Here is an 18,652-nt window from a genome sequence, read left to right as displayed (position 1 = left end):
TTACAAAAATCTTTGATTGCCAAAGTGAACACTTCTCTCTCTATATCCTAAAGACAACATCAAATATGCTGCGGATATTGCATCAAGAGCGTCATCATGGGTTTTATTATCCCCCTTATACGAATAAATATCATTAAATACAGAAGAACTGCTGTATTTCGTAATGTAAAGTTTTTTGTAAGTAAACGGCGTAATTAACGTTGTTATTCTGCTAAATTTATTAGACTTTGGTTTAACTGGGGTAATTCTAAAATAATGACTCATATTTTTCCTAAGTAGCACGTATTCACGGGTCAATGCACCAGCACCTTTTGTATTGTCTCTATCCTCTAAATACAGTGTATGTACATTGAAATTTTCTAAAACGGTCTTAACCATATTCATAATATACGGGTCATTGGCTGGTCGTTGATCTTGAAATATAAAAGCATAATACTTATCATCAACTCGCTCCATAACACATAATGCAGTGTTATCCCCATCAACACTAAAGGCTGGGTCTAAATATGCTATTGGGCTAGTAAATACATAATCATTAGTAATATTTATTTGTGTAAAAATTGAATCTGTGCTTGCTATCCATTCACCTAGCAAAACTCTTGCTTTATATGATGGTATATCTTTATATAGCTTTTCTTGTGTTTCTATAAATCCTTTACTAAGTAGAACATTGTCATAAGTTGTAAAATTATATGTCTTAAAAGTTGCTATATTGTCAATATAATCGGTTTTAAAATAGTGCTCTGGATGATCAGGATTAGTATCAAAAATAATGGTTTCTTGTCCACAACGTAGTCTTTTTAAGACTTCCTCTAAAGTTTTCTTATGCAAAGTTGTAGCCTCATTCACAAAAATGAGTGCCGAATTACTTCCTCTAAATCTTTCAAAATCACTTGCCTTATCTCCACCGTATAGATTAATTCGCAGTGAATCAATCAGAATATATGAATTATTTGTATGTCTTGGAATATAAGGAATTTTAAGAAGTTTGCATAGCTTTTCAAATTGTCCCAAAACATTAACTTCAACTGAACGTTGTGAATTGCCAATAATGAAATTATTCGTATCACTTGAGTATAACTTTTTATTTTTAATTAAACTTTTGAGAAAAAGATAACATGCAAGATACGTCTTGCCGCTAGCTATACCACCGCTAAGTATAATCTTTTTTTCATTATTCTTTTGAATGCTTTTTATTATATTCTTTTGCTTTAAAGTTAATTGTTTTTCTTCAAACTTATCAAAATCAATTGAAGAGTTTGTTAGCTTTATAAATTGTGATATATCAACTCCATATTTATTTTTGTATTCTTTTTGTAGTGTTGTAAAAAGTTTCGTTTGATATAAGTTCACTTGTGCCCTTTACTATTTTTGTAGTTGTTTTTGCTTTCAGTCCCGTGAAGCGTAGCAAGTTTTTTCATACATTCATAATAAAGCTCCATTTATCTTATTGAATATTCCTTTACATATTCATTAAGTTCACTTTTTAATGAATTAATTTCTTCATTATCAACTAACTTATTTTTTTTATTACTTGCTTTATTTAATGCATCAATTTTGTTTCTTAAATTTTCTATTTTAGTACGTATGCTAACAAGCTCAGCACCAAAATATTGTTTAAATGAACGTATAAACCCTAATTTTAAATTAGCACGTTCTAAATCTAATTCGCTTATAACTTTCCTAGCGTTAACTTCTGATTTAAAAGTTTGTGATAAAAGGTGCTCAAAAGTATCTTCACTAATTGATAATCTAGATTCCTCGTTAACAGAACTTTCCCCACTTTCCCATTTTCGCCTCATTCTCCACACATTTACCCTAGAAACTCCCAATTTGGCGGCTATTTCTATATCATCCAACAATCCTTCTCTAAAATATACAACATAATCATCAAAAGACCTTTTAACTTTTTTCAAAAAAATCCTCTAAAATAACAAAAGTAACAATTTGTTACTCTAAATAGTAAATCAATTTATTAATTGTTAACATAAACTATTGTCTTGTTTATATCTATTGACCACAGATTTATCTTTACAATTCTTATTAAACATGAACAATAAAAAACAAGACTGCCGCATTAGTCTTGTTTTTTATGATTTGAGCTTTTAAAGACATTTCTTATAATTTCTTAATTAAAATTATGGTCATACATATCATATAAATCTTGGAAATTTCTCAGTCTAATACTGAAAGTATGATTTATTTTTTGGTTATCGTATATATTTACTTTTAAAACCCTGCTAGATAATGCCTTTTTTAGAAAATTTGCTGTTCCATTTTCTTTTAACCCCAACAAGCTATTCCCTTCTACAATCCATTGATTATTAAGTGAATTTATAATGGGCTCTTCTTTATCAAAAGAATGCTTAATAATAATATTTTTTGCATTGTTAGTGTTATTTTTAAAAAATTCTTTTGTAAAAAAAAGAGCAATTTTTGGCCCTTTTTGGGGACTACAAACAACTGCCACCCCATTAATATCTCCAAATATTAAATTCTTGTCTTTTTTTGCTTTAGTTTTATCCGTATTGCTAAAGGCTTCACCAATAGCAGTCCCAAATATACGCATTAAGTTAAAAACATTTTTATCGGCAGATATAATTAAATATGCTTTCTCATTTTCATTTTTTTTATTTCTTAATTCCCAATACGAACTATCTTCTTGCAGTTTAAAATCCTCAAAATTAATATCATAATCGTTACCATTAATAAAATCTTTCATCAATTCGTTGGCATTTAAAGAAAATAAAGCATATATAAAATATAAAGTAATATAAATTCTTTTCATTTATCATTATTCTCCAGCATTAACAAGATAACAAGACTAGTAGCTAATCTTGTTATTCATAATTTATGCTTATAAAAAGCATTTATTTTATTTCAAAATCTTTTTTAGCTTTTCTTAAAAAACATCTTATAAGATTCTTTTTTTTAAAAAAAAATTTAATCTTTGGGCAAATCAGCCAAAATTTGTTTTAAAATTTGTTTAACTGCATTTGCTTTATCTTCAGAATAATCTTTTTTAAAATTATTTCTGGCGTTATCTCCATATTTCTCTGCATAATCAACTTTATCCGAATTTAATTGTATCAAATAATTAAAAATCGACTCTGGATAACCCCCTATAAGTCTAATCATATCCTCAGACAAGTAAATAATATCGGCACTTATCCTAATTTTTATAAGATATTCAATAATCTCAAGAGCATCCAAAAAAACACTTTTTTCTTTAATTCCAATTTTTCTTAAATCTTTTCTAATTCTAGGAGCATCGGAAAAAACATGACTTTTTTCATACTCATTTCTAAAATCATAATTATCTAGTCTTTTATTTATTAAATTAAAATCTTCTTCAGAAAAAGCTCTTTTGGTTTCTGTATAATTTTCTTCTATATTTGCACTTAAACTTACTACAAATAAAAACAAAAATATTAACAGACTAATTTTTTTCATATTCCCTCCTAGCTTTATTGTCTAAATTTCAGAAATGCAAATGCGAATAAACAATAAGACTAACAACCAGTCTTATTGTTCATAATTTTTACTATTAAACCCCATTTTTTATTATTTTTTATCTTCTATATTTTGAGGCTCTGCTAGCTTTTCAAGTTCTTCCCCAATATTTTTAAGAGCATCATCTATAACCTTTTTTACAAAATCATTAGTATTAGTACCATCATTAACAGAATAACTTCCATTTACACCCAATTCTTTAGCATACTTTAAAGCTTTTTGTCCAATCTTTCCTTGTTTTTTAACTTTCTCAGTACTTTCTCCAGTTGCAGATTCAACTTGTTCTTTAAATTCTTGAAATTTCTTTCTAGCCTCTTCTAATTCTTTTTTTCTATCCTCTTTTGTCTTGTTTGAGCCATTTTTAAATTCCTTTAATTCTTCTATTTTTTCTTCAATACCTTTCTCTTTTAATTCTGGATCTTTAAAAACACCTTGAGCCACTTGCTCTTCAGCTTGTACTTGTGGTCCATCGGCTTGCATTAATTCTTCAACTTTTAAAAAAGCTTCTGATCCAAGCTTTTTCAAACCGTCAGCCAACTCTTCTTTTTTTGCCTCTAAAAATCCTTGAACTTGCTTTTTTGAATTTTGTTCTATATCTTTTTTACCACTTGCATAATTCTTGCAAGAAATCATCAAAGCAAAAACAGCACAAATAATAAATATTTTCATTTTCTTATTCATAATCCACTCCATAAAGTACCAATATTACCACAAAATCTAATAATTGCAATATTTCAAAGATTTAAATATATCATTTTGTTACATTCAGCTGTTACATATTAACAAAACGCAAATGTAATTTTAACCAACTCGCCAAAATCTCTCCATTGCAAATGCACTACTCATTACAAAAGACTACAAAAAGCATACAACTTAAATTTCAAGGTCTTTGCTATATATCACTTAAAGTATATAGTCTTTCTTAAGTCCACCCCTTAAAAATTGCCTCTTCTGTTTATTAAAACCACTCCACAACCCAAATTTCTCTTGCAATGAGAACTCACAAAATTTGACTAAAATTTTAGGTTTTTGGTAAAATATAAATTACATTTTTATTAAATTTTTATTACTTTTACTTAATTTAAAAGTAACACTTCCAAGGAGAGGATTTTATGGATTTTAATAATTATTTTAATTTAAATAATTTCAACACAGATTTTATGCTCAAACTAATTCAAGATTATCAAAAATTAGTAAATGAAAATAAAATTCTTAAAAATTCACTCGAAAATTCATCTAAACCAAAGAAAAAATCTTCAAAACCAACTCCTAAGTTTTATTTGACCCCAAAAGCTATCAAAATAATTGAAAAATGCGTTAAATCATTAAAAAAAATTGACCCTATTTCTGGTTGGTTTCTACATCTACTGGCAATAAGTGGGTGTAGGGGTGCTGAAATTCAAAAAGTAAAAATGCAAGATATTACTCCCCTATTAAATAAAACTGGAGAAACTTTTTACAATATAAAAGTAAATATCGCTAAAAAAAGAAATGTTACTTGTATTAGGGAAATTGTTATCAAATCTGATGAGTTCCAGGCTATTCAATTCGCTCACGAAAATTATTTTAATGAAAAAAATCTTGACTCACGGCGTACTTATCTTTTCCAAAAAACTAAACATAAATTTAAAGATAATCAAATTGATATTATCAATATTTCTAGAAAATTTAAAAATCTTCTCAAAAAGTCAGGATTTCGTGCTAATAAATCGCTCCATTTATTTAGAAATTTGTTTATTTCATATTTAAAATCTAATGGTTATAATTCTTTTCAAATTAAAGAACTTATGAAATATCATTCAACTTCCGAAATTGATAATATATATGGACTCTCTTCTGCTAATAAAATTCACGCTTATAAATGTATGAAAAATAACCTTAAACTTTAATAAAACTATTTTAGTTTAAATATACGCTTTGAAGTTACTTTAAATATTTTTCCACGAGGCTTTAAGTCAAGTGAATCATACAATATTTCTTTATTCTTTGTTGCTATAAAGTGATACCCATTAAACTTATCGATTTTAACTTCACTTATTTCAAATTCATTTGCTGCACCCAAATAATTTGAAGTTTCATATCTTACACTACTTCTAATTCCGTAGTAATTAAGTATCATACACGGATTCATAATAAAACAATTACTCTTGATATAACCAAGTCCTATAAATCTATAATACGCTGTATTTATTTCATATGCATTAAATTCACGTTTCTTAAATAGACTTTTATAATAATGCAGACACAAAAAGTAACAGCCCCATCTTCGTATCTCTGGTCTTAAAGTTCTATTGTCTTGTTTTATTTTATTAATAATCATTGATTTCCTCTCCTATATTAAATTATTTCTTTAATTTTTTAGTGCTCCCATTCACATGGGGACACTAACATTATTTGCAAATGCTATATTGCTTGGGAAAAGCAATGTTTCGCTTGTTGGCAATAACCCACTTAATCTATCTGATATTGCCCTTTTCTTAGAGTCAAAAGTGAATACAAATTCTCTAAACCTATAATTTACATGCTCAATTAGTGGACATATATTCGTAATATTGTAGGTTTTCATTTTGATTATATCTTTAAGATACTTTTCTCTTTTTTTGTGTTCGTTTTGCATTTTGCTTAATTCTTTTTTTGCACTATCAACTTCCATTAAATCACATGCAACATTTTCAGCAACTTGTCTATCCGTAATTTCAAGCTCTACACAATCAACATATTCTACAAATTCTCTTGCCCAATCAAACTCAACTCCATTCCTATAAAATTCACTTCTTTCTACTAAATCTTCTACAAGTTTTATCACTTCATTATTATCATTATTTAATGTTTGTAAGTTGATATTATTATTTTTAAATATTTCAGTTCTTATGTTAAAAGCTTACATTTCGCATTTATGAACATATTCAAGCATTTTTGATATTAGAGCGTCATTTCTTTTAATCTTACAATTACCTGGTTCTGCGTCAATTAAAAAGAATAAATTACAATACTCAACTCCAGTACATGCTAGCTGCATTTGCACCTGCACATAATATTTGAAAAAATATTTACTGCTTAAAAAATTGCCATTCTTGTTGTACTCAGCAATTGCACTACTCATATAATTAGATTCACTACTTTTAATCTCTAAAAGCTCTACCGTGCCGTTACTGTTTATAAACCACCCATCAATTGTTGAGCCAACAAACATTTCTGATTTACCAGTTTTCTTGAAATAATTATACTTATCAACACCGTTGGCATATTTGTTCTTGTACAAAATATCAATATTATCACCATGTGCTTCAACAAATTCTCTGAATCCCAAATTTTCTAGTTCCTTGCCCTTAGGCATATACAAATTCTCTTTAAAAGGTAGGCTCATTCCAAAATATTTAAGCACTCTATTTATCATCAAGTCTTTAAGTCCCGCACCTCCTATTAAAACATTGCCTACTTCACTAGCACCGTATCTATCAAGTTCATTTCTTTGTGTGCTAAAATCTTTATTACGATCAAATCTAAAACATTCTTGACTACTTATTCCTGGTAATTTCTTACCTATCTTGCTTAATTTACTTTTTTCTTTAATGGGAGAAGTTTTTTCCTCAATTATTTCACATCCAGTAAAACTTTGTTGTTCAACACTTGTCATTTTGAGCTCTCCTTTATTTATATTTTGTATTTCTTGATTATTTTTGTTTGAAAGATTTTCCATCTTTTTCCTCCTTATATTTGTATAAAAATAAATACATAGCAAAAACTATTTTTGCCAACTTTTTTACAAAAATTTTTACAAAAAAATAAAGTTTGGCTAGTTTTTTGTTCTAACCAAACCTTATTCTTAGTTTTTAAGGTTGTCTCATTATGATAAAGTTAATCTTACTATACATAAATATAGTAACAAAACCAATTTTTGACAATTTTTTATAACCATTTTCACAAAAAAAGGCTTAACTATATCCTTAAATAAAAGAACATAGTTAAGCCCAAGCTAAATCGTATTTATAATAACATAAATGGTTTAAGTTTCCTCCTGTAATTTTTATTATAATATTAATAATATTAAAAACTATTTTTGCCAACTTTTTACAGAAATTATTATAATTAATAAAAGCTTTATTAAATTCTCTTGTTAAAAAACTTAATAAAGCTAGGGTTTAGCCGAATTCACTTATTAAAAATTATTTTAATAAGCTTTTCAACAATTGAGTATAGTCCAATTTAGAATTAAAATCAATTTGTATTTGTTAAAATAAAAGAACTTATTTAAATTCTCTTGTTAAAAAATTCAAATACGTTCTACTTTAAAGCTATATACTAACTTAGTATTTTATAAAATTTTAATCATTCTTAATTTAAAAAATACTTATTAAATATAGAATAGATAATTGGAGCAAGCGTTATTCCCATTATTAGAATTACATGTATTGTTCTATTACTTGTATTAAGTTCGGTTTTTAAAACACTTATTTTATTATCTAGACTAGATATATCCTTTTGTAAGGTTTTTTCTACACTATCTATTTTAGTATTCAAGCTAGATATATCTTTTTGCAAAGTTTTTTCTACATTATCTATCTTAGTATCTAAACTATCTATTTTAGAATTAAGTTCATTTTTAATACTATCTATTTTAATATTTAAATTCTTTTCTACATTATCAATCTTAGTATCTAAACTATCTATTTTAGAATTAAGTTCATTTTTAATACTATCAATCTTAGCGTTTAAATTCTTTTCTACATCAATTATTTTCTCTTTTAAAAATTCAAAGTTGTAATTATCATTATGTAGAAAAACAAAATCTATTGCTTCCTTACTAAATCCCATATTTAAAAATTCATTTTTTATACTTTCTATGTTATATGTTCTGTATGCTAAATTAGTCATAAAATTTTTTACTATCCTTTCAGTTGTTTATATTCCTTCATAATTTTTTTAATCATTTCTTTTTCATTATTAAATAATTTGTCTAAAAGATACCCAGTAAATTTAGCATTACTTTTATAAAAGTCGTAACTTTCTTGACTTTTAAGTTGAAATCTTAAGGGTTTTATTAGATTTTGTTTTGATTTTTTCAAAACATTTGGCGATTTTCTTAAGAATTCAAGTGTTTTTGTAACACCGTTCTCTATTACATAAGATTCTTCTAAAATACCGTCTTTAATTGCATTTGCTATTTTTAAATAGTCATATGCTTGACTCCTTGCTAAATGATAATCTTTGATAAAATCTTCAAATGTTCTGTATCCATCTAATTTATAATATTCGTTATCTTTTATTTCTTTTAATATCTTAATAACTTCCATCTTATAATAAATTTCTTGTTGAAAACTAGATTTTAATCTTTGCTTTAACTTCTTATAATGTTCTTCGGCTTCATTTAGCACTTCTAGGTTTCTTTTGTTCAATACTATCTCCATATATGGACTCCTTTCATTTAAAATGGCAACCATGTCCAGTTACCTGGACATGGTTATTGTTATAAACTTACTTAATATATTTTTGTACTCTAGCATATAATCTCTATTTAAATTAAATAGATCATTTTTTGCTATCTTTTTATTTAAATCTTCTCTTTCATAAATTAACCCTAAAAAATTCTTATTGTCTTTAAGCGAACTAAATAGTGCCTTGTGGGTATTATTTTTTTTAAATCTAGTTATTATTAAATAAATTGGAATATCAATGGCTAAATCACTAATTGAGAATTTTAAAAGTTCTAAGCTTTCAACAGCCCATTTCTCTGCTGTTATTGGAACTATTATATAATCACTACATACTAAAGCATTGGTTAGTGTATAATCTAGGCTGGGATTTGTATCAATTATTATGTAATCGTAATTGGATTGTAAATTTAATAACTGTTTTTGAAGTTTAATTTCCTTAAATGTTATAGCCTCTTTATTAAATTTGTGCAAACTTATATAACTGGGTATCAAGTCTAAATTATTACTAATATTTATAACTGAATTATCAATTAGTACATTTCCCTTCAAAACTTCATATATATTTTTTTCTAATAAATTAAAATCGTCTTCTATTATTTTTTTGTAAAAATAACTAGTTACTGATGCCTGTGTATCCATATCAATTAAAAGTACTTTGCAATCTTGGGACAACAGCGTTGTAAATATAATAGCACTTGTGCTTTTGCCTACACCGCCCTTGATTGACGCTATTGTTATTATTTTAGGTTTTTTATTATCCATTTGATTAACGGTCCTTGTTCCGGGTATTTTTTCCCATAAAATTTATATACTTGTTGTTCTAAATCTGTAAACATACTGAATAAAACTTTGTTGTAGTGATTGTTTGTTCTTGTTTTATCTAATAAACGATATAGTCCCTTGAAATAGCAAAAAACACTTCCTGCTTTAAATCTAAATTCCATATAATATGCCCTTGCTAATGCATATGCTTTTCTAGTCCCATTTATTTGATACTTTATTAAGGGTTTTTTAATTGGTTTTCTATAACCATAAAAAATGCCAATAAACTTATCTCCTTCTTTAATTGGATACAAGTGAGTTTCTTCAACAATTCTTTCTCCATTAAATAGGGCTCTTAATGACAATCTAAATTCATGCTTTTTCTCATAAACTCCAAATTTGTAAATGTCCATCATTATTTTTGTATGGTACATTGCTTTCCCATTTTCTTTTTCAATCAAAATAAAGCGTTCTTTATTTTGGCATTCAACTTTACATTTACCTTTTTTTGTAGTTTCAATAGGTTCTGGTGCATTTTCCATGTTAAATCCTTATACGGCCCTTATGCTAAATTCTTCTTTAGTTATAGAATTTTTTCGTTTTTTTATTAGTTCTAATAATTCAAGATGATATGTACCAAATACTTTATTGTATTCTATTTTCTTCTGGTTATTCAAATATTCTTTTACAATAGGCTTTAAAAATTCAATATTTGTTTCTTTTCTTAGTTGTTCAATAAGGATATTGAAAATGTTTGCCTTTAAATTCTGATAATTTTGTTGAGAATTTCGTTTTTCCCTTTCAATCGACTTTTTTAATTTCCGTTTTATGTAATTTAAATCGTTATATTTATGATTTTCAATAATAAAATGGGGCTTATATTTGTAAGTTTCGTATACTTTTTGTAAATTTATCTTTAATTGTTCCGAATTATATCCATTTTGTTCGAATTCTTTCTGAACGTTATCTAGGATATTCTTTAATGTATTTTGTTTTTCTTTCATACAAGATTTTTTTACATTAAACCTTTTTATTAGATCAATTTCATTTTGTTTTAAAATTTGCATTGCTTTAATCTTGGTATTTTTATCTGTATCTAAATTCAAAATAGAAAGAGATTTTGGAGATTTAAAGTTAAATTTATTGTAGTAGGCTTTTAATTGATATTTTTCTATTTCTTTAATCTTTCTTTCTTCTTTTATATTATTTTTATTACTTAAACACTCCACTGAATTTACACTACTATTTTTAGAAATATCGTCTTTAAAATGGGTATTAACTCTAGATTTAAATCTAGAGTTTTTTCGCTCTTCAAAGTACATGTTGATTTTCTGGTAACATTCTTTTTTAGGATACTTTAGTTTATAGTAAATTTCAGTTCCACAATTTACACCCATGTGTTGGTAGTAATTAGTTGTGACTTTTAATACTTTTTCTAATTTATAAAGATAATTTTGCATAGTTCTTAAAGTAGTGGGAGCTAGACCATTTCTTTTTAGATTTTTATTATAGTAATAGAGTATGTTTTGTTGTGTGTATTTCTTATCTTTTTTGTTTAGGAAATCTAGTGTTGATGTAAGAGATATTAATTTGTGTTGGTGTTTGTTATAGCAAGTGGGATTTTTTGTGGTATTTGAAAAACCTTTCATGTTTTTTCTCCTTATATTTGTATTAATACTTAGTATTATAATGCAAAATTTTGATTTAAAAGTAAATACTTTTTTAAAAAAATATTAAATTTTTAATTATTAATTTTGTTAAATTAATACATAAATTTGTAATTTAGTAAAAAAATAAATTGATTTTAATCCAAAGTTAGACTATACTACAAACAGTGTAGAAAAATATCGTCATTTTTTCTACCTTATATTTGAATTTACAAGAAAAAAAGATATGGGCTTAGCTAAGTTCTTTAACAAGAGAACGTAGCTAAGCCCGCACCTTTTTGTAAAAATTTTTGTAAAAAAGTTGGCAAAAATAGTTTTTGCTATATATTTATTTTTATACAAATATAAGGAGGAAAAAGATGGAAAATCTTTCAAACAAAAATAATCAAGAAATACAAAATAATATTCAAGCAAAAATAAGCTTTAGAAAAGATATGAAAACTCTAAAAATGAATTTACCAGGGATTGATAAAAGTCTTAAAGGATATGGATACAAATATATGGATTTCAATGAAATAGTAGAAGCAATTGAAAACGTTATTGAAAAGCACAATTTGGAGCTTGATTTTGGGCAATTTCCAATATCTAAATTTGTAGATGGTCAAAAGGAGCATGTTATTAGGACCACATTTTACAGTACAAGCACTGGATATGAAGAATCATTTGATACTCCAATGCTTACAGAAAATTTACAATGGACCAATGAAAATGGGTCTAAAGTTACAAATACAGTGTATCAACTGTTTGGTTCAGGTATTACTTATGTCAAAAGGTACGCTTTAGTTGCAGGTCTTCATATAAAAAGTGAAGTTGATACTGATGCAGCACCTATTTACAATAATTATGAAAACAGAAATTCTATGCCTAGCAAACAAGTTAGTGTTAATCAAAAGCAAGAACAAAAAAGGGAACAAAAACAAGAGATTAATCAAGTTCAAAAAAATAACACTATTCAAAACCAGAAAAAAGACATTAAGCAAGAACAAAAAAAAGATAGGCTTTATTATTACGGTGTTTTTAAAGAAGCGTTGTCTAATATAAAAGATTGGGTAAATAGCCCTACAATAAAAGATAATATAAACTCAATTATTCAAAAAATAGGCTTTATTCAGAATATAGACCCCAATAATTTTGATGATATCAAGAAAATTGAATCTGATTTAATCTCGTATTTTGAGAAAAATAGTGATTTTAAGAGTGTAAACTATTGGGCGGAGATTATAAAAAACTATTTCAAGAAAAATAATAGATTAAAGGATTTACAAGATTTTGAAAAGTTTGTGGGGCTTAAGCGAACTGCTTATGGCCCTAGCCCATTAATATTCTTTAGTGTCTTAAAAGAATGTGAACGGTTTGATGAGATATTTGCAGCATAGCAGTATTAAAGCCCCCAAATAGGGGGCTATTATATTACGGCAAAACTTCGCACAAACTCAATGCTTGTGTAACGTTATCTATATCACCACCGCTAAGTGCCCCTTGAATTATCTGTTTGAAATCGTTTTCCCGTTGATCAGCATTCTGTTTCCCCTCACATTTGGTAAGTTCAGTTTGTATATGGTCAAGTGCTGTTTTTATTTTGCCTACATCATGTTGTAAAAATTTATCAAATTCTCCAGCATTAGTTAGAGCGGTTTTTAACCAATCAAGATACGTTTTTTGATCATCAGATAGGTTTTCCCTTAGAAGTTCTTCTTTAGATTTAGGTTGTTCTTTTTGCAGTTCTTTTGGGTCCGTATCATGTTTTATCCCACTTTTTGCTTGTTGGCGTTCAGTAGGTTTATTATTGTTCTTAAAAGTGTCGTTATCATTAGTATTGCAGCTGTTTAATATAATTAAAAACAAATAAAATAAAATATTGAGAATTTTCATTTTTATTTCCTTTTCTTATTTAGCACATTATGATGAGTGACAGCAAGATTTATTCTTGCAATTATAGAGCCGATTTTTAGAAATCATTAAAAAGATTGATTGAAAGATTCATATTTTTTTTGAATGTTGCGCTAGCTTTAATTTCATTATTATTAAATATAGGAGTAACTAATGAAAAATAAAAATACAGTTAAATTATTTTTTGTATTAATGTTATTTGTAATGGCTTGTAAATCAGATATAGAAGAAAGATATGAGGAAGAGAATAAGCAAGTAGAGTTATTAAATTCAGGCGTTTTAACTCTTGGCATAAAGACTAATCATGAAGAATTTAATAAGTATAAAGATAAAATCAATAAATTAAAAGAAAGTTTAAAGGATATAAATGATGCAAAGCTTCAAGAAAAATTATTAGCTTTAGAAAAGCTATTTAATGATAAATTGGAGGCTAAATTAGCAGCGCTAAAGGCAGCTAAAGATAAAATTAATGGTTATACAGATAAGGATAAAAATAAAAATAATATATGGTCAGAAGCAAGATTGGTTGGAGTAACTGTGCCTTTCAAGGGAAATTCTGGCAAAGGAGCGGAAATGTCTACAGACGCTTTAGGACAGATAGAAAAAATAATAAAGTTTCTTGAAGAGGGTGTAAATTAATTAGTAAATATCCATGTTGAAAATGTTAAAATCTAGATATTAAATCTGCACGAATCTAATGTCTAGATTTTTTCTTTGTTATAAAAGCCAATTTGATCGTAAAGCAGAATTTCTTGCAAGAAAAACCTTTTTGTAATTTACATTTTTAATTGGGAATATTGATTATATACTTTTTCCGCTATTGGTTTTGTTTTTTTAATGTACTCTAAATATATGTTGATATTATGTTTTACTGCAGGGATGGAGTGTTCATCTTTTAGTGTTGATAAGTCTGGATAAGGATATTCTGGATAATTTGGGTCATTAACTTTAACTTTTGTTTTAGCTAAAAATGTTACAAGGTACATAACATATTCAGAAAGTTGTGTTTCGTATTTAGCTAAAGATTTTAGCGTTGGAATAATTGGAGGTTTTGGCTCTTCTGGTAGGTTAGCAATAGTAGTACAACATAATAGCAAAACAATTAGTAGACAATGTAATCTTTTAAGCATTTTCACTCCTTTTAAGCATTTTGATATATTCTTTCATAATTTTGTTACGTGTTGCTTTAAGAGAAGTGATAATTTTTTTATTTTTGTCAGCAGATATAGCCTCTATTATCTCAATATTGTATTTTAAAATATCTTTTATTTCTTTAAATATTTTAGTTGACTCAGCTGTTTCCATAGATTTTAGTGTGCTTATATATGTTTTATAGAAAAAATCTATTACTTTACTAAAAGTATTAATGTAATTATGATCTATGTTTGTATCAGTTTTAGCTATGTTAGTTAAGCTGGATATTAAATTAAGTCCCAATTCAATAGTGTTCTTTTGCATTATTTGTTCTTTCCTTATAAATAGGTTTTCCGTCTTTGTTGAATTTTAGATCCTTAGATATTTTGAGATTTTTATCATCAGAATTAACTAGATCAATAACCGTATTGATTTTTTCATTTAAAGGAGCGAGTGCTGCATTTATTGCTGGAGTCAATGCACTTTCAAGTCTTTCCATATTTGCTGTATAGATTAATTTATAATGAGAATACAGCTCATAAGCCAAAAAGAATCCTTTATGTGCAATTTCATCAAATTCATCTTCAAATTTAGAAAATATATCAATAAGGTTTGATATAGACGCAAGTCCAATTTCAAGATTATCTTTAGATAATTTCATAATTTAATCTCTTTTTTTGATATGAGTATTGCCATTTCCATTGCCATTTCTAAAAAGCTTGCCTATTAATGTGCCTCCATAAGCAAAAAATTTCACATTTTTGTCTCTAAATTCATTAGAATTGCTAATAAAACCAGCGTCATGTTGGGGATTTTTCATAAACTTTTCCAGTTTACTTCTTTTCTCTTGATACTCTTTTACTAATTGCGTTGTATCTCCCATTTATTTACCTCCTTTTATTCGATTAAGATTTAACCACCATCAGGTATTACTATTTTCTCAAGGCCTCTATTTCCAAAAATTGCAACTTTTATAAAATTAATAGAATACTCTTGCCTAGGATATCTATTTTGATCTTGATTTTTATCTTCGGGTGCAAAATTGATTGTAAATGAATCAGATAGAGCATATATATTAATTGCGGTTGGTGGCCCACCTCCAGCCTTGATAATAACTCCGTTATTATTTATGTCTAGTATTTCTCCTATTTTTATACTTAGATTTCTTGTAACAAGATACCCTTCAAAATTGTTAGTAATTGGCAATACATACGCGGTACAACTAAACTCACATACATCTACACATATCCAATACATATCAGTATCAGCTCCAACTTCTACATATATAGAGTTCTCTTTTGGAACAAGTTTAACCCCCTCGCTTGTATGGAAAACTATTCACTGGGTCGTAAATGTATTCCTCTATCTTGTCTGTATAACTTGAACATGCAAATGCATATGCATCAACTCGCTCATTCTTGGATTTAAAACAACTACTTGAACTGCTAAAAACCTTATTTTCAATTGAACTCATCGATTTTACATATTTCTTGAATTTCAAAAGGACATCATCAAGCTCGTTAATTGCATCCAAATAGGGATCTCCCCCTTGTGCATCCTCAGCTTGTCTTGCTTGCCGTTTAGCTCTAGGAGCAGCGGGTACTTGTGCCCCTAAATCTAACTGCGGGTCCTCAACAGCCTCAAGATTTTCTACTTGCACGTTACCTTTTAACGCCATATTTTATTACCCTTTTATTGCTCTATTCCCAAATACACTAGCAAGCACTATAAATAATTCCTCGGTTAATTTATGTGCTTTTGAAAGTGCTATTGCATTAACGGTCTTTTGACCCCCTGTAGCCTTTTCCAGTTCTCCATGTTGGTTAAAATTTAATTTATCTCCTGGATTTACACTATTTTGTCCATCTTTCTTTAGTGTTAAATATCCTGTAAAGTTATTCGTAATTGGTATTACAGTTGCCATACCACTAAACTCATCTATATCAGAACACACCCCATATAAATCATCTCCACCACCAGCCTCAACTTCTAGTTCGGTTGTTCCATCACCAAAACTAAGTTTTACTCCTCGCTTGTACGGATACCCTTTAGCAGGGTAATTCTCTATTTTGTCTTTACTACTAGTGCAAACTCCACCAGAATTAGAAAAAATTAGATTTTGGTCTCTAAATTCAATAGAATTACTAAGTAGCCCCGCGTCTTGTTGGGGATTTTTCATTAATGCTTGAATTTCTGCAACTTTTTTATCAAACTCTTGTTTGATTTTTGTTATATCACTCATTAAAAACTCCTTTAAGCAATACTTGTTCTTTTATGTCTTTTTAGATTTTCATAAAATTGAATTCGTCTTTGCTTGTATGTATTACTTATCGCTTGTACAAATTCTGTAAAATTAATTGGTACAAAATTAGAATCAAGCAAACTTGCTCTTTCTTCTGATTTAATAGCAATATTCCCCTTAATAGAGTCAACAGAAGAGGAATTGTTATTCGCATTTTTTCTTAATTTAATATTCACTTTTGCTAAAGAAACAAGTTGTTCTAGTATTTCACCATCGATATGACTTATATCTGACGCTTTAGCAATAGCTTTAATTTGCTCAATTGGAACAAACTTGCGCACAAGCTCTCTACGTTGTGCCTGCATAATATCTTTTAGTGTGTATCCTTTTGCAAGTAACACTTCCTTGTTAAAATGGTTGCTAAGATGCGCTTTTGCAAGTGTATCAATTTCATTAATTTGCTCTGCCTCTAGTAACAATTGCTTTTCAATACGCTCTCGTTCTTCAACTTCCGCAAGTTCTTTTGTTATTCGTTCATTTATACTTAAATCTCGACTTGTCTCTTTAGATTTACTGTTTGCTTGTTCTTTAAAGCGCATGTACTCTTCAAATTCCTGCGCACCGATAACTTTAGTATCGGCCTTATTTTGCTGTTCCTCTTTATCTTGTGCTTGCGGGTCTTCTTTTTCCTCTCTATCTGTCATCTTTTAACTCCTTTTCTCAAAATGAGAATAATTTCTCTTTTAAAATCGCTAGCTCCTCATTATTAAATGAGCTACTCTGTATAAGCTGGTTATATTTACTGTAAAGCTCAATTAGCTTTATATCTCTTTCTACTTTTTCTTCTTCACTTAACATAATCAGTGAATTAAACTTCATATCAAGCCCGAAATACTTTGTAAGCTTTAAATTACAAGAATTTTCAACTTGTTCTTGTACACCTTTTAGAAAATCGTAATAATTGCTCCTATCTCCTTTACCATCATTTCCTAGCCCTTTAGCCTGCTCATTAAAACTTCTAGTTAGGGGTTCTTTAGTATCTGCACCAATTTTTGCCTTAATTAATGCTAAAGCCTCCTTTAAATAGCTAAGGTCGTATTTAATAACCTCTAAACTAGCACTCGGAGTAGCTGTATAAAACATTCCCTCATTATTTAGATTGCTTTTTAACCTAGCAAGTTCCTGCGTCAATGAGTCATTAAGACTACGTAAATTAGAAATATCTTTACTATGATTGTTTGAATTTTGTTTTCTTAAAAAAGAAGATAAAATGCCACTTCCTCTATCATTATTGCCTTGAGTAAGTGCACTTAAAGAAGTTGTTGCACTAGAGAGTGCGTCTTGTAGCTGCACTAAAGATTCATCTTTGTAAAACAAAAAATTGTGGTTTTCAATACGTTTTTCTATTTCAACGTATATCTTTTCAAATAAATAAATATCTAACAAAAAGCTTTCTGTACAACACGGAACATATCTTTTTAAGATATAATCAAAGTTTTCATATATGAAAAGTCGACTTTTATGTATTTTAACTGCGTCTAAAGAATTGTTCTTATTGCTGGATTTTACTCTGTAGGTTATATGATCAAAATCAACTCCCAAATCTCTTACATATTCATAATCAAGGTATTCAAAACCAATAGGTAATTCTATATTAACGGGTTGTTCGAGGTCTATTAGGGTATCTTTGGTTTTTACTAAAACATATCCAATCCCATGGAAACGGTAGCTTATTATACAATTAAGTAGAGCATTTTTAAGCTGTACTTTTAACCTATCAAGCTCAAATTCACTAACATTGCGGCCAGAACTCTCAAGAACGGACTTGTTCTTGAGACAATCCTCTGCTACATTTTCTATATAATTCCTAAAAAATATTGAGTATTTATATAGTTCTAGTGAACTTATCTTATCTATTAATTTTGTTTTTCTTAAATCACACACCGTTTTACTTCTCTTTATTAAATTAGATATATGATAGCAAAAACTATTATTTTTGTCAATAAAAT

The 18,652-nt window shown here is 27.8% G+C and carries 20 protein-coding genes and 4 pseudogenes; 3 read left to right on the top strand and 21 right to left on the bottom strand.

Annotated features, from left to right (window positions below; translation table 11 throughout):
• From QIA46_RS05970 to QIA46_RS05950, 5 genes and pseudogenes are all read right to left on the bottom strand, one after another.
• Complete coding sequence (locus QIA46_RS05970) at positions 1–1,353, bottom strand: PBSX family phage terminase large subunit (RefSeq protein ID WP_418906011.1); 1,353 nt, start codon at positions 1,351–1,353, stop codon at positions 1–3.
• Positions 1,350–1,916, bottom strand: a pseudogene (locus QIA46_RS05965) (DUF603 domain-containing protein). Before QIA46_RS05965 ends, QIA46_RS05970 begins: the two are co-directional and overlap by 4 nt.
• A 212-nt stretch (positions 1,917–2,128) precedes the next feature.
• The gene (locus QIA46_RS05960) at positions 2,129–2,788 is read right to left on the bottom strand and encodes a hypothetical protein (RefSeq protein ID WP_418906010.1); all 660 of its coding nucleotides are present in this window, start codon (positions 2,786–2,788) and stop codon (positions 2,129–2,131) included.
• A 155-nt stretch (positions 2,789–2,943) separates the two neighbouring features.
• Positions 2,944–3,453: an exported protein A EppA gene (gene eppA / locus QIA46_RS05955; protein WP_418906009.1), complete on the bottom strand. Its 510-nt coding sequence runs from the start codon at positions 3,451–3,453 to the stop codon at positions 2,944–2,946.
• A 111-nt stretch (positions 3,454–3,564) separates the two neighbouring features.
• Entirely contained in the window at positions 3,565–4,194 is a 630-nt protein-coding gene (locus QIA46_RS05950) for an outer surface protein ErpG (protein ID WP_418906008.1), read from the bottom strand.
• A gap of 431 nt (positions 4,195–4,625) precedes the next feature.
• On the opposite strand from QIA46_RS05950, the gene QIA46_RS05945 reads away from it, so the two are divergent.
• Complete coding sequence (locus QIA46_RS05945; protein WP_418906007.1) at positions 4,626–5,402, top strand: tyrosine-type recombinase/integrase; 777 nt, start codon at positions 4,626–4,628, stop codon at positions 5,400–5,402.
• A 5-nt stretch (positions 5,403–5,407) separates the two neighbouring features.
• On the opposite strand, the gene QIA46_RS05940 is transcribed toward QIA46_RS05945, so the two are convergent.
• The 7 genes and pseudogenes from QIA46_RS05940 to QIA46_RS05910 all read right to left on the bottom strand — a co-directional run bounded on the left by QIA46_RS05940 (position 5,408) and on the right by QIA46_RS05910 (position 11,359).
• Positions 5,408–5,833 (bottom strand): DUF261 domain-containing protein, encoded by a 426-nt coding sequence (locus QIA46_RS05940; RefSeq protein ID WP_418906006.1) that lies wholly within the window; start codon positions 5,831–5,833, stop codon positions 5,408–5,410.
• Positions 5,834–5,884: 51 nt separating this feature from the next.
• Positions 5,885–7,213 (bottom strand): annotated as a pseudogene (locus tag QIA46_RS05935) (DUF244 domain-containing protein).
• A gap of 635 nt (positions 7,214–7,848) precedes the next feature.
• A complete protein-coding gene (gene bdr, locus QIA46_RS05930; RefSeq protein ID WP_418906005.1) occupies positions 7,849–8,388 on the bottom strand; it encodes a Bdr family repetitive protein in 540 nt (179 codons plus the stop codon).
• 11 nt (positions 8,389–8,399) lie between these two features.
• Positions 8,400–8,921, bottom strand: coding sequence for a chromosome replication/partitioning protein (locus QIA46_RS05925; RefSeq protein WP_418906004.1), 522 nt, complete (start codon positions 8,919–8,921; stop codon positions 8,400–8,402).
• A 39-nt stretch (positions 8,922–8,960) separates the two neighbouring features.
• On the bottom strand, positions 8,961–9,710 hold the full coding sequence (locus tag QIA46_RS05920; protein ID WP_418906022.1) for a ParA family protein: 750 nt from the start codon (positions 9,708–9,710) through the stop codon (positions 8,961–8,963).
• Complete coding sequence (locus QIA46_RS05915; protein WP_418906021.1) at positions 9,686–10,252, bottom strand: DUF226 domain-containing protein; 567 nt, start codon at positions 10,250–10,252, stop codon at positions 9,686–9,688. Before QIA46_RS05915 ends, QIA46_RS05920 begins: the two co-directional genes overlap by 25 nt.
• A gap of 9 nt (positions 10,253–10,261) precedes the next feature.
• Complete coding sequence (locus QIA46_RS05910) at positions 10,262–11,359, bottom strand: plasmid maintenance protein (protein WP_418906020.1); 1,098 nt, start codon at positions 11,357–11,359, stop codon at positions 10,262–10,264.
• Between the two features lie 377 nt (positions 11,360–11,736).
• Between QIA46_RS05910 and QIA46_RS05905 the strand changes: the two genes are divergently transcribed.
• The gene (locus QIA46_RS05905) at positions 11,737–12,753 is read left to right on the top strand and encodes an ERF family protein (RefSeq protein WP_418906019.1); all 1,017 of its coding nucleotides are present in this window, start codon (positions 11,737–11,739) and stop codon (positions 12,751–12,753) included.
• Between the two features lie 34 nt (positions 12,754–12,787).
• Here QIA46_RS05905 and QIA46_RS05900 read toward each other — a convergent pair whose 3' ends face one another.
• Positions 12,788–13,249, bottom strand: coding sequence for an Mlp family lipoprotein (locus QIA46_RS05900; protein ID WP_418906018.1), 462 nt, complete (start codon positions 13,247–13,249; stop codon positions 12,788–12,790).
• Positions 13,250–13,420: 171 nt separating this feature from the next.
• Here QIA46_RS05900 and revA point away from each other — a divergent pair, with 171 nt between their 5' ends.
• Complete coding sequence (revA, locus tag QIA46_RS05895) at positions 13,421–13,906, top strand: fibronectin-binding protein RevA (protein WP_418906017.1); 486 nt, start codon at positions 13,421–13,423, stop codon at positions 13,904–13,906.
• 137 nt (positions 13,907–14,043) lie between these two features.
• Here revA and QIA46_RS05890 read toward each other — a convergent pair whose 3' ends face one another.
• The 8 genes and pseudogenes from QIA46_RS05890 to QIA46_RS05855 form a co-directional block, all read right to left on the bottom strand.
• Positions 14,044–14,397, bottom strand: coding sequence for a BBA14 family lipoprotein (locus QIA46_RS05890; RefSeq protein WP_418906016.1), 354 nt, complete (start codon positions 14,395–14,397; stop codon positions 14,044–14,046).
• Complete coding sequence (locus QIA46_RS05885; protein WP_418906015.1) at positions 14,390–14,725, bottom strand: BlyB family putative holin accessory protein; 336 nt, start codon at positions 14,723–14,725, stop codon at positions 14,390–14,392. Before QIA46_RS05885 ends, QIA46_RS05890 begins: the two co-directional genes overlap by 8 nt.
• Positions 14,706–15,062, bottom strand: a complete 357-nt coding sequence (locus QIA46_RS05880; protein ID WP_418906014.1) for a BlyB family putative holin accessory protein — start codon at positions 15,060–15,062, stop codon at positions 14,706–14,708. Before QIA46_RS05880 ends, QIA46_RS05885 begins: the two co-directional genes overlap by 20 nt.
• 57 nt (positions 15,063–15,119) lie before the next feature.
• Positions 15,120–15,284 (bottom strand): annotated as a pseudogene (locus QIA46_RS05875) (DUF228 domain-containing protein); the annotation flags it as partial.
• 29 nt (positions 15,285–15,313) lie between these two features.
• A pseudogene (locus QIA46_RS05870) lies at positions 15,314–16,079 on the bottom strand (DUF228 domain-containing protein).
• 6 nt (positions 16,080–16,085) lie between these two features.
• Positions 16,086–16,643: a DUF228 domain-containing protein gene (locus tag QIA46_RS05865; RefSeq protein ID WP_418905929.1), complete on the bottom strand. Its 558-nt coding sequence runs from the start codon at positions 16,641–16,643 to the stop codon at positions 16,086–16,088.
• Between the two features lie 11 nt (positions 16,644–16,654).
• Entirely contained in the window at positions 16,655–17,347 is a 693-nt protein-coding gene (locus QIA46_RS05860) for a DUF1357 domain-containing protein (protein ID WP_418906013.1), read from the bottom strand.
• A 16-nt stretch (positions 17,348–17,363) separates the two neighbouring features.
• On the bottom strand, positions 17,364–18,587 hold the full coding sequence (locus tag QIA46_RS05855; RefSeq protein WP_418906012.1) for a phage portal protein: 1,224 nt from the start codon (positions 18,585–18,587) through the stop codon (positions 17,364–17,366).
• Positions 18,588–18,652: the final 65 nt, after the last annotated feature.

This window comes from Borreliella carolinensis, from assembly GCF_032595855.2.
In the GTDB taxonomy this organism is placed as follows: domain Bacteria; phylum Spirochaetota; class Spirochaetia; order Borreliales; family Borreliaceae; genus Borreliella; species Borreliella carolinensis.
Note: the sequence above shows the minus strand (reverse complement) of the source record. Positions and strands in the feature narration are given on the sequence as shown.

Bases quoted from the DNA above. Each gene is read 5' to 3' on its own strand.
- eppA (WP_418906009.1), bottom strand. From the start codon at position 3,453: ATGAAAAAAATTAGTCTGTTAATATTTTTGTTTTTATTTGTAGTAAGT.
- QIA46_RS05915 (WP_418906021.1), bottom strand. From the start codon at position 10,252: ATGGAAAATGCACCAGAACCTATTGAAACTACAAAAAAAGGTAAATGT.
- QIA46_RS05885 (WP_418906015.1), bottom strand. From the start codon at position 14,725: ATGCAAAAGAACACTATTGAATTGGGACTTAATTTAATATCCAGCTTA.
- revA (WP_418906017.1), top strand. From the start codon at position 13,421: ATGAAAAATAAAAATACAGTTAAATTATTTTTTGTATTAATGTTATTT.
- QIA46_RS05900 (WP_418906018.1), bottom strand. From the start codon at position 13,249: ATGAAAATTCTCAATATTTTATTTTATTTGTTTTTAATTATATTAAAC.
- QIA46_RS05880 (WP_418906014.1), bottom strand. From the start codon at position 15,062: ATGAAATTATCTAAAGATAATCTTGAAATTGGACTTGCGTCTATATCA.
- QIA46_RS05905 (WP_418906019.1), top strand. From the start codon at position 11,737: ATGGAAAATCTTTCAAACAAAAATAATCAAGAAATACAAAATAATATT.
- QIA46_RS05920 (WP_418906022.1), bottom strand. From the start codon at position 9,710: ATGGATAATAAAAAACCTAAAATAATAACAATAGCGTCAATCAAGGGC.
- QIA46_RS05910 (WP_418906020.1), bottom strand. From the start codon at position 11,359: ATGAAAGGTTTTTCAAATACCACAAAAAATCCCACTTGCTATAACAAA.
- QIA46_RS05950 (WP_418906008.1), bottom strand. From the start codon at position 4,194: ATGAATAAGAAAATGAAAATATTTATTATTTGTGCTGTTTTTGCTTTG.
- QIA46_RS05890 (WP_418906016.1), bottom strand. From the start codon at position 14,397: ATGCTTAAAAGATTACATTGTCTACTAATTGTTTTGCTATTATGTTGT.
- QIA46_RS05860 (WP_418906013.1), bottom strand. From the start codon at position 17,347: ATGACAGATAGAGAGGAAAAAGAAGACCCGCAAGCACAAGATAAAGAG.
- QIA46_RS05865 (WP_418905929.1), bottom strand. From the start codon at position 16,643: ATGAGTGATATAACAAAAATCAAACAAGAGTTTGATAAAAAAGTTGCA.
- QIA46_RS05940 (WP_418906006.1), bottom strand. From the start codon at position 5,833: ATGATTATTAATAAAATAAAACAAGACAATAGAACTTTAAGACCAGAG.
- QIA46_RS05925 (WP_418906004.1), bottom strand. From the start codon at position 8,921: ATGGAGATAGTATTGAACAAAAGAAACCTAGAAGTGCTAAATGAAGCC.
- QIA46_RS05960 (WP_418906010.1), bottom strand. From the start codon at position 2,788: ATGAAAAGAATTTATATTACTTTATATTTTATATATGCTTTATTTTCT.
- QIA46_RS05945 (WP_418906007.1), top strand. From the start codon at position 4,626: ATGGATTTTAATAATTATTTTAATTTAAATAATTTCAACACAGATTTT.
- bdr (WP_418906005.1), bottom strand. From the start codon at position 8,388: ATGACTAATTTAGCATACAGAACATATAACATAGAAAGTATAAAAAAT.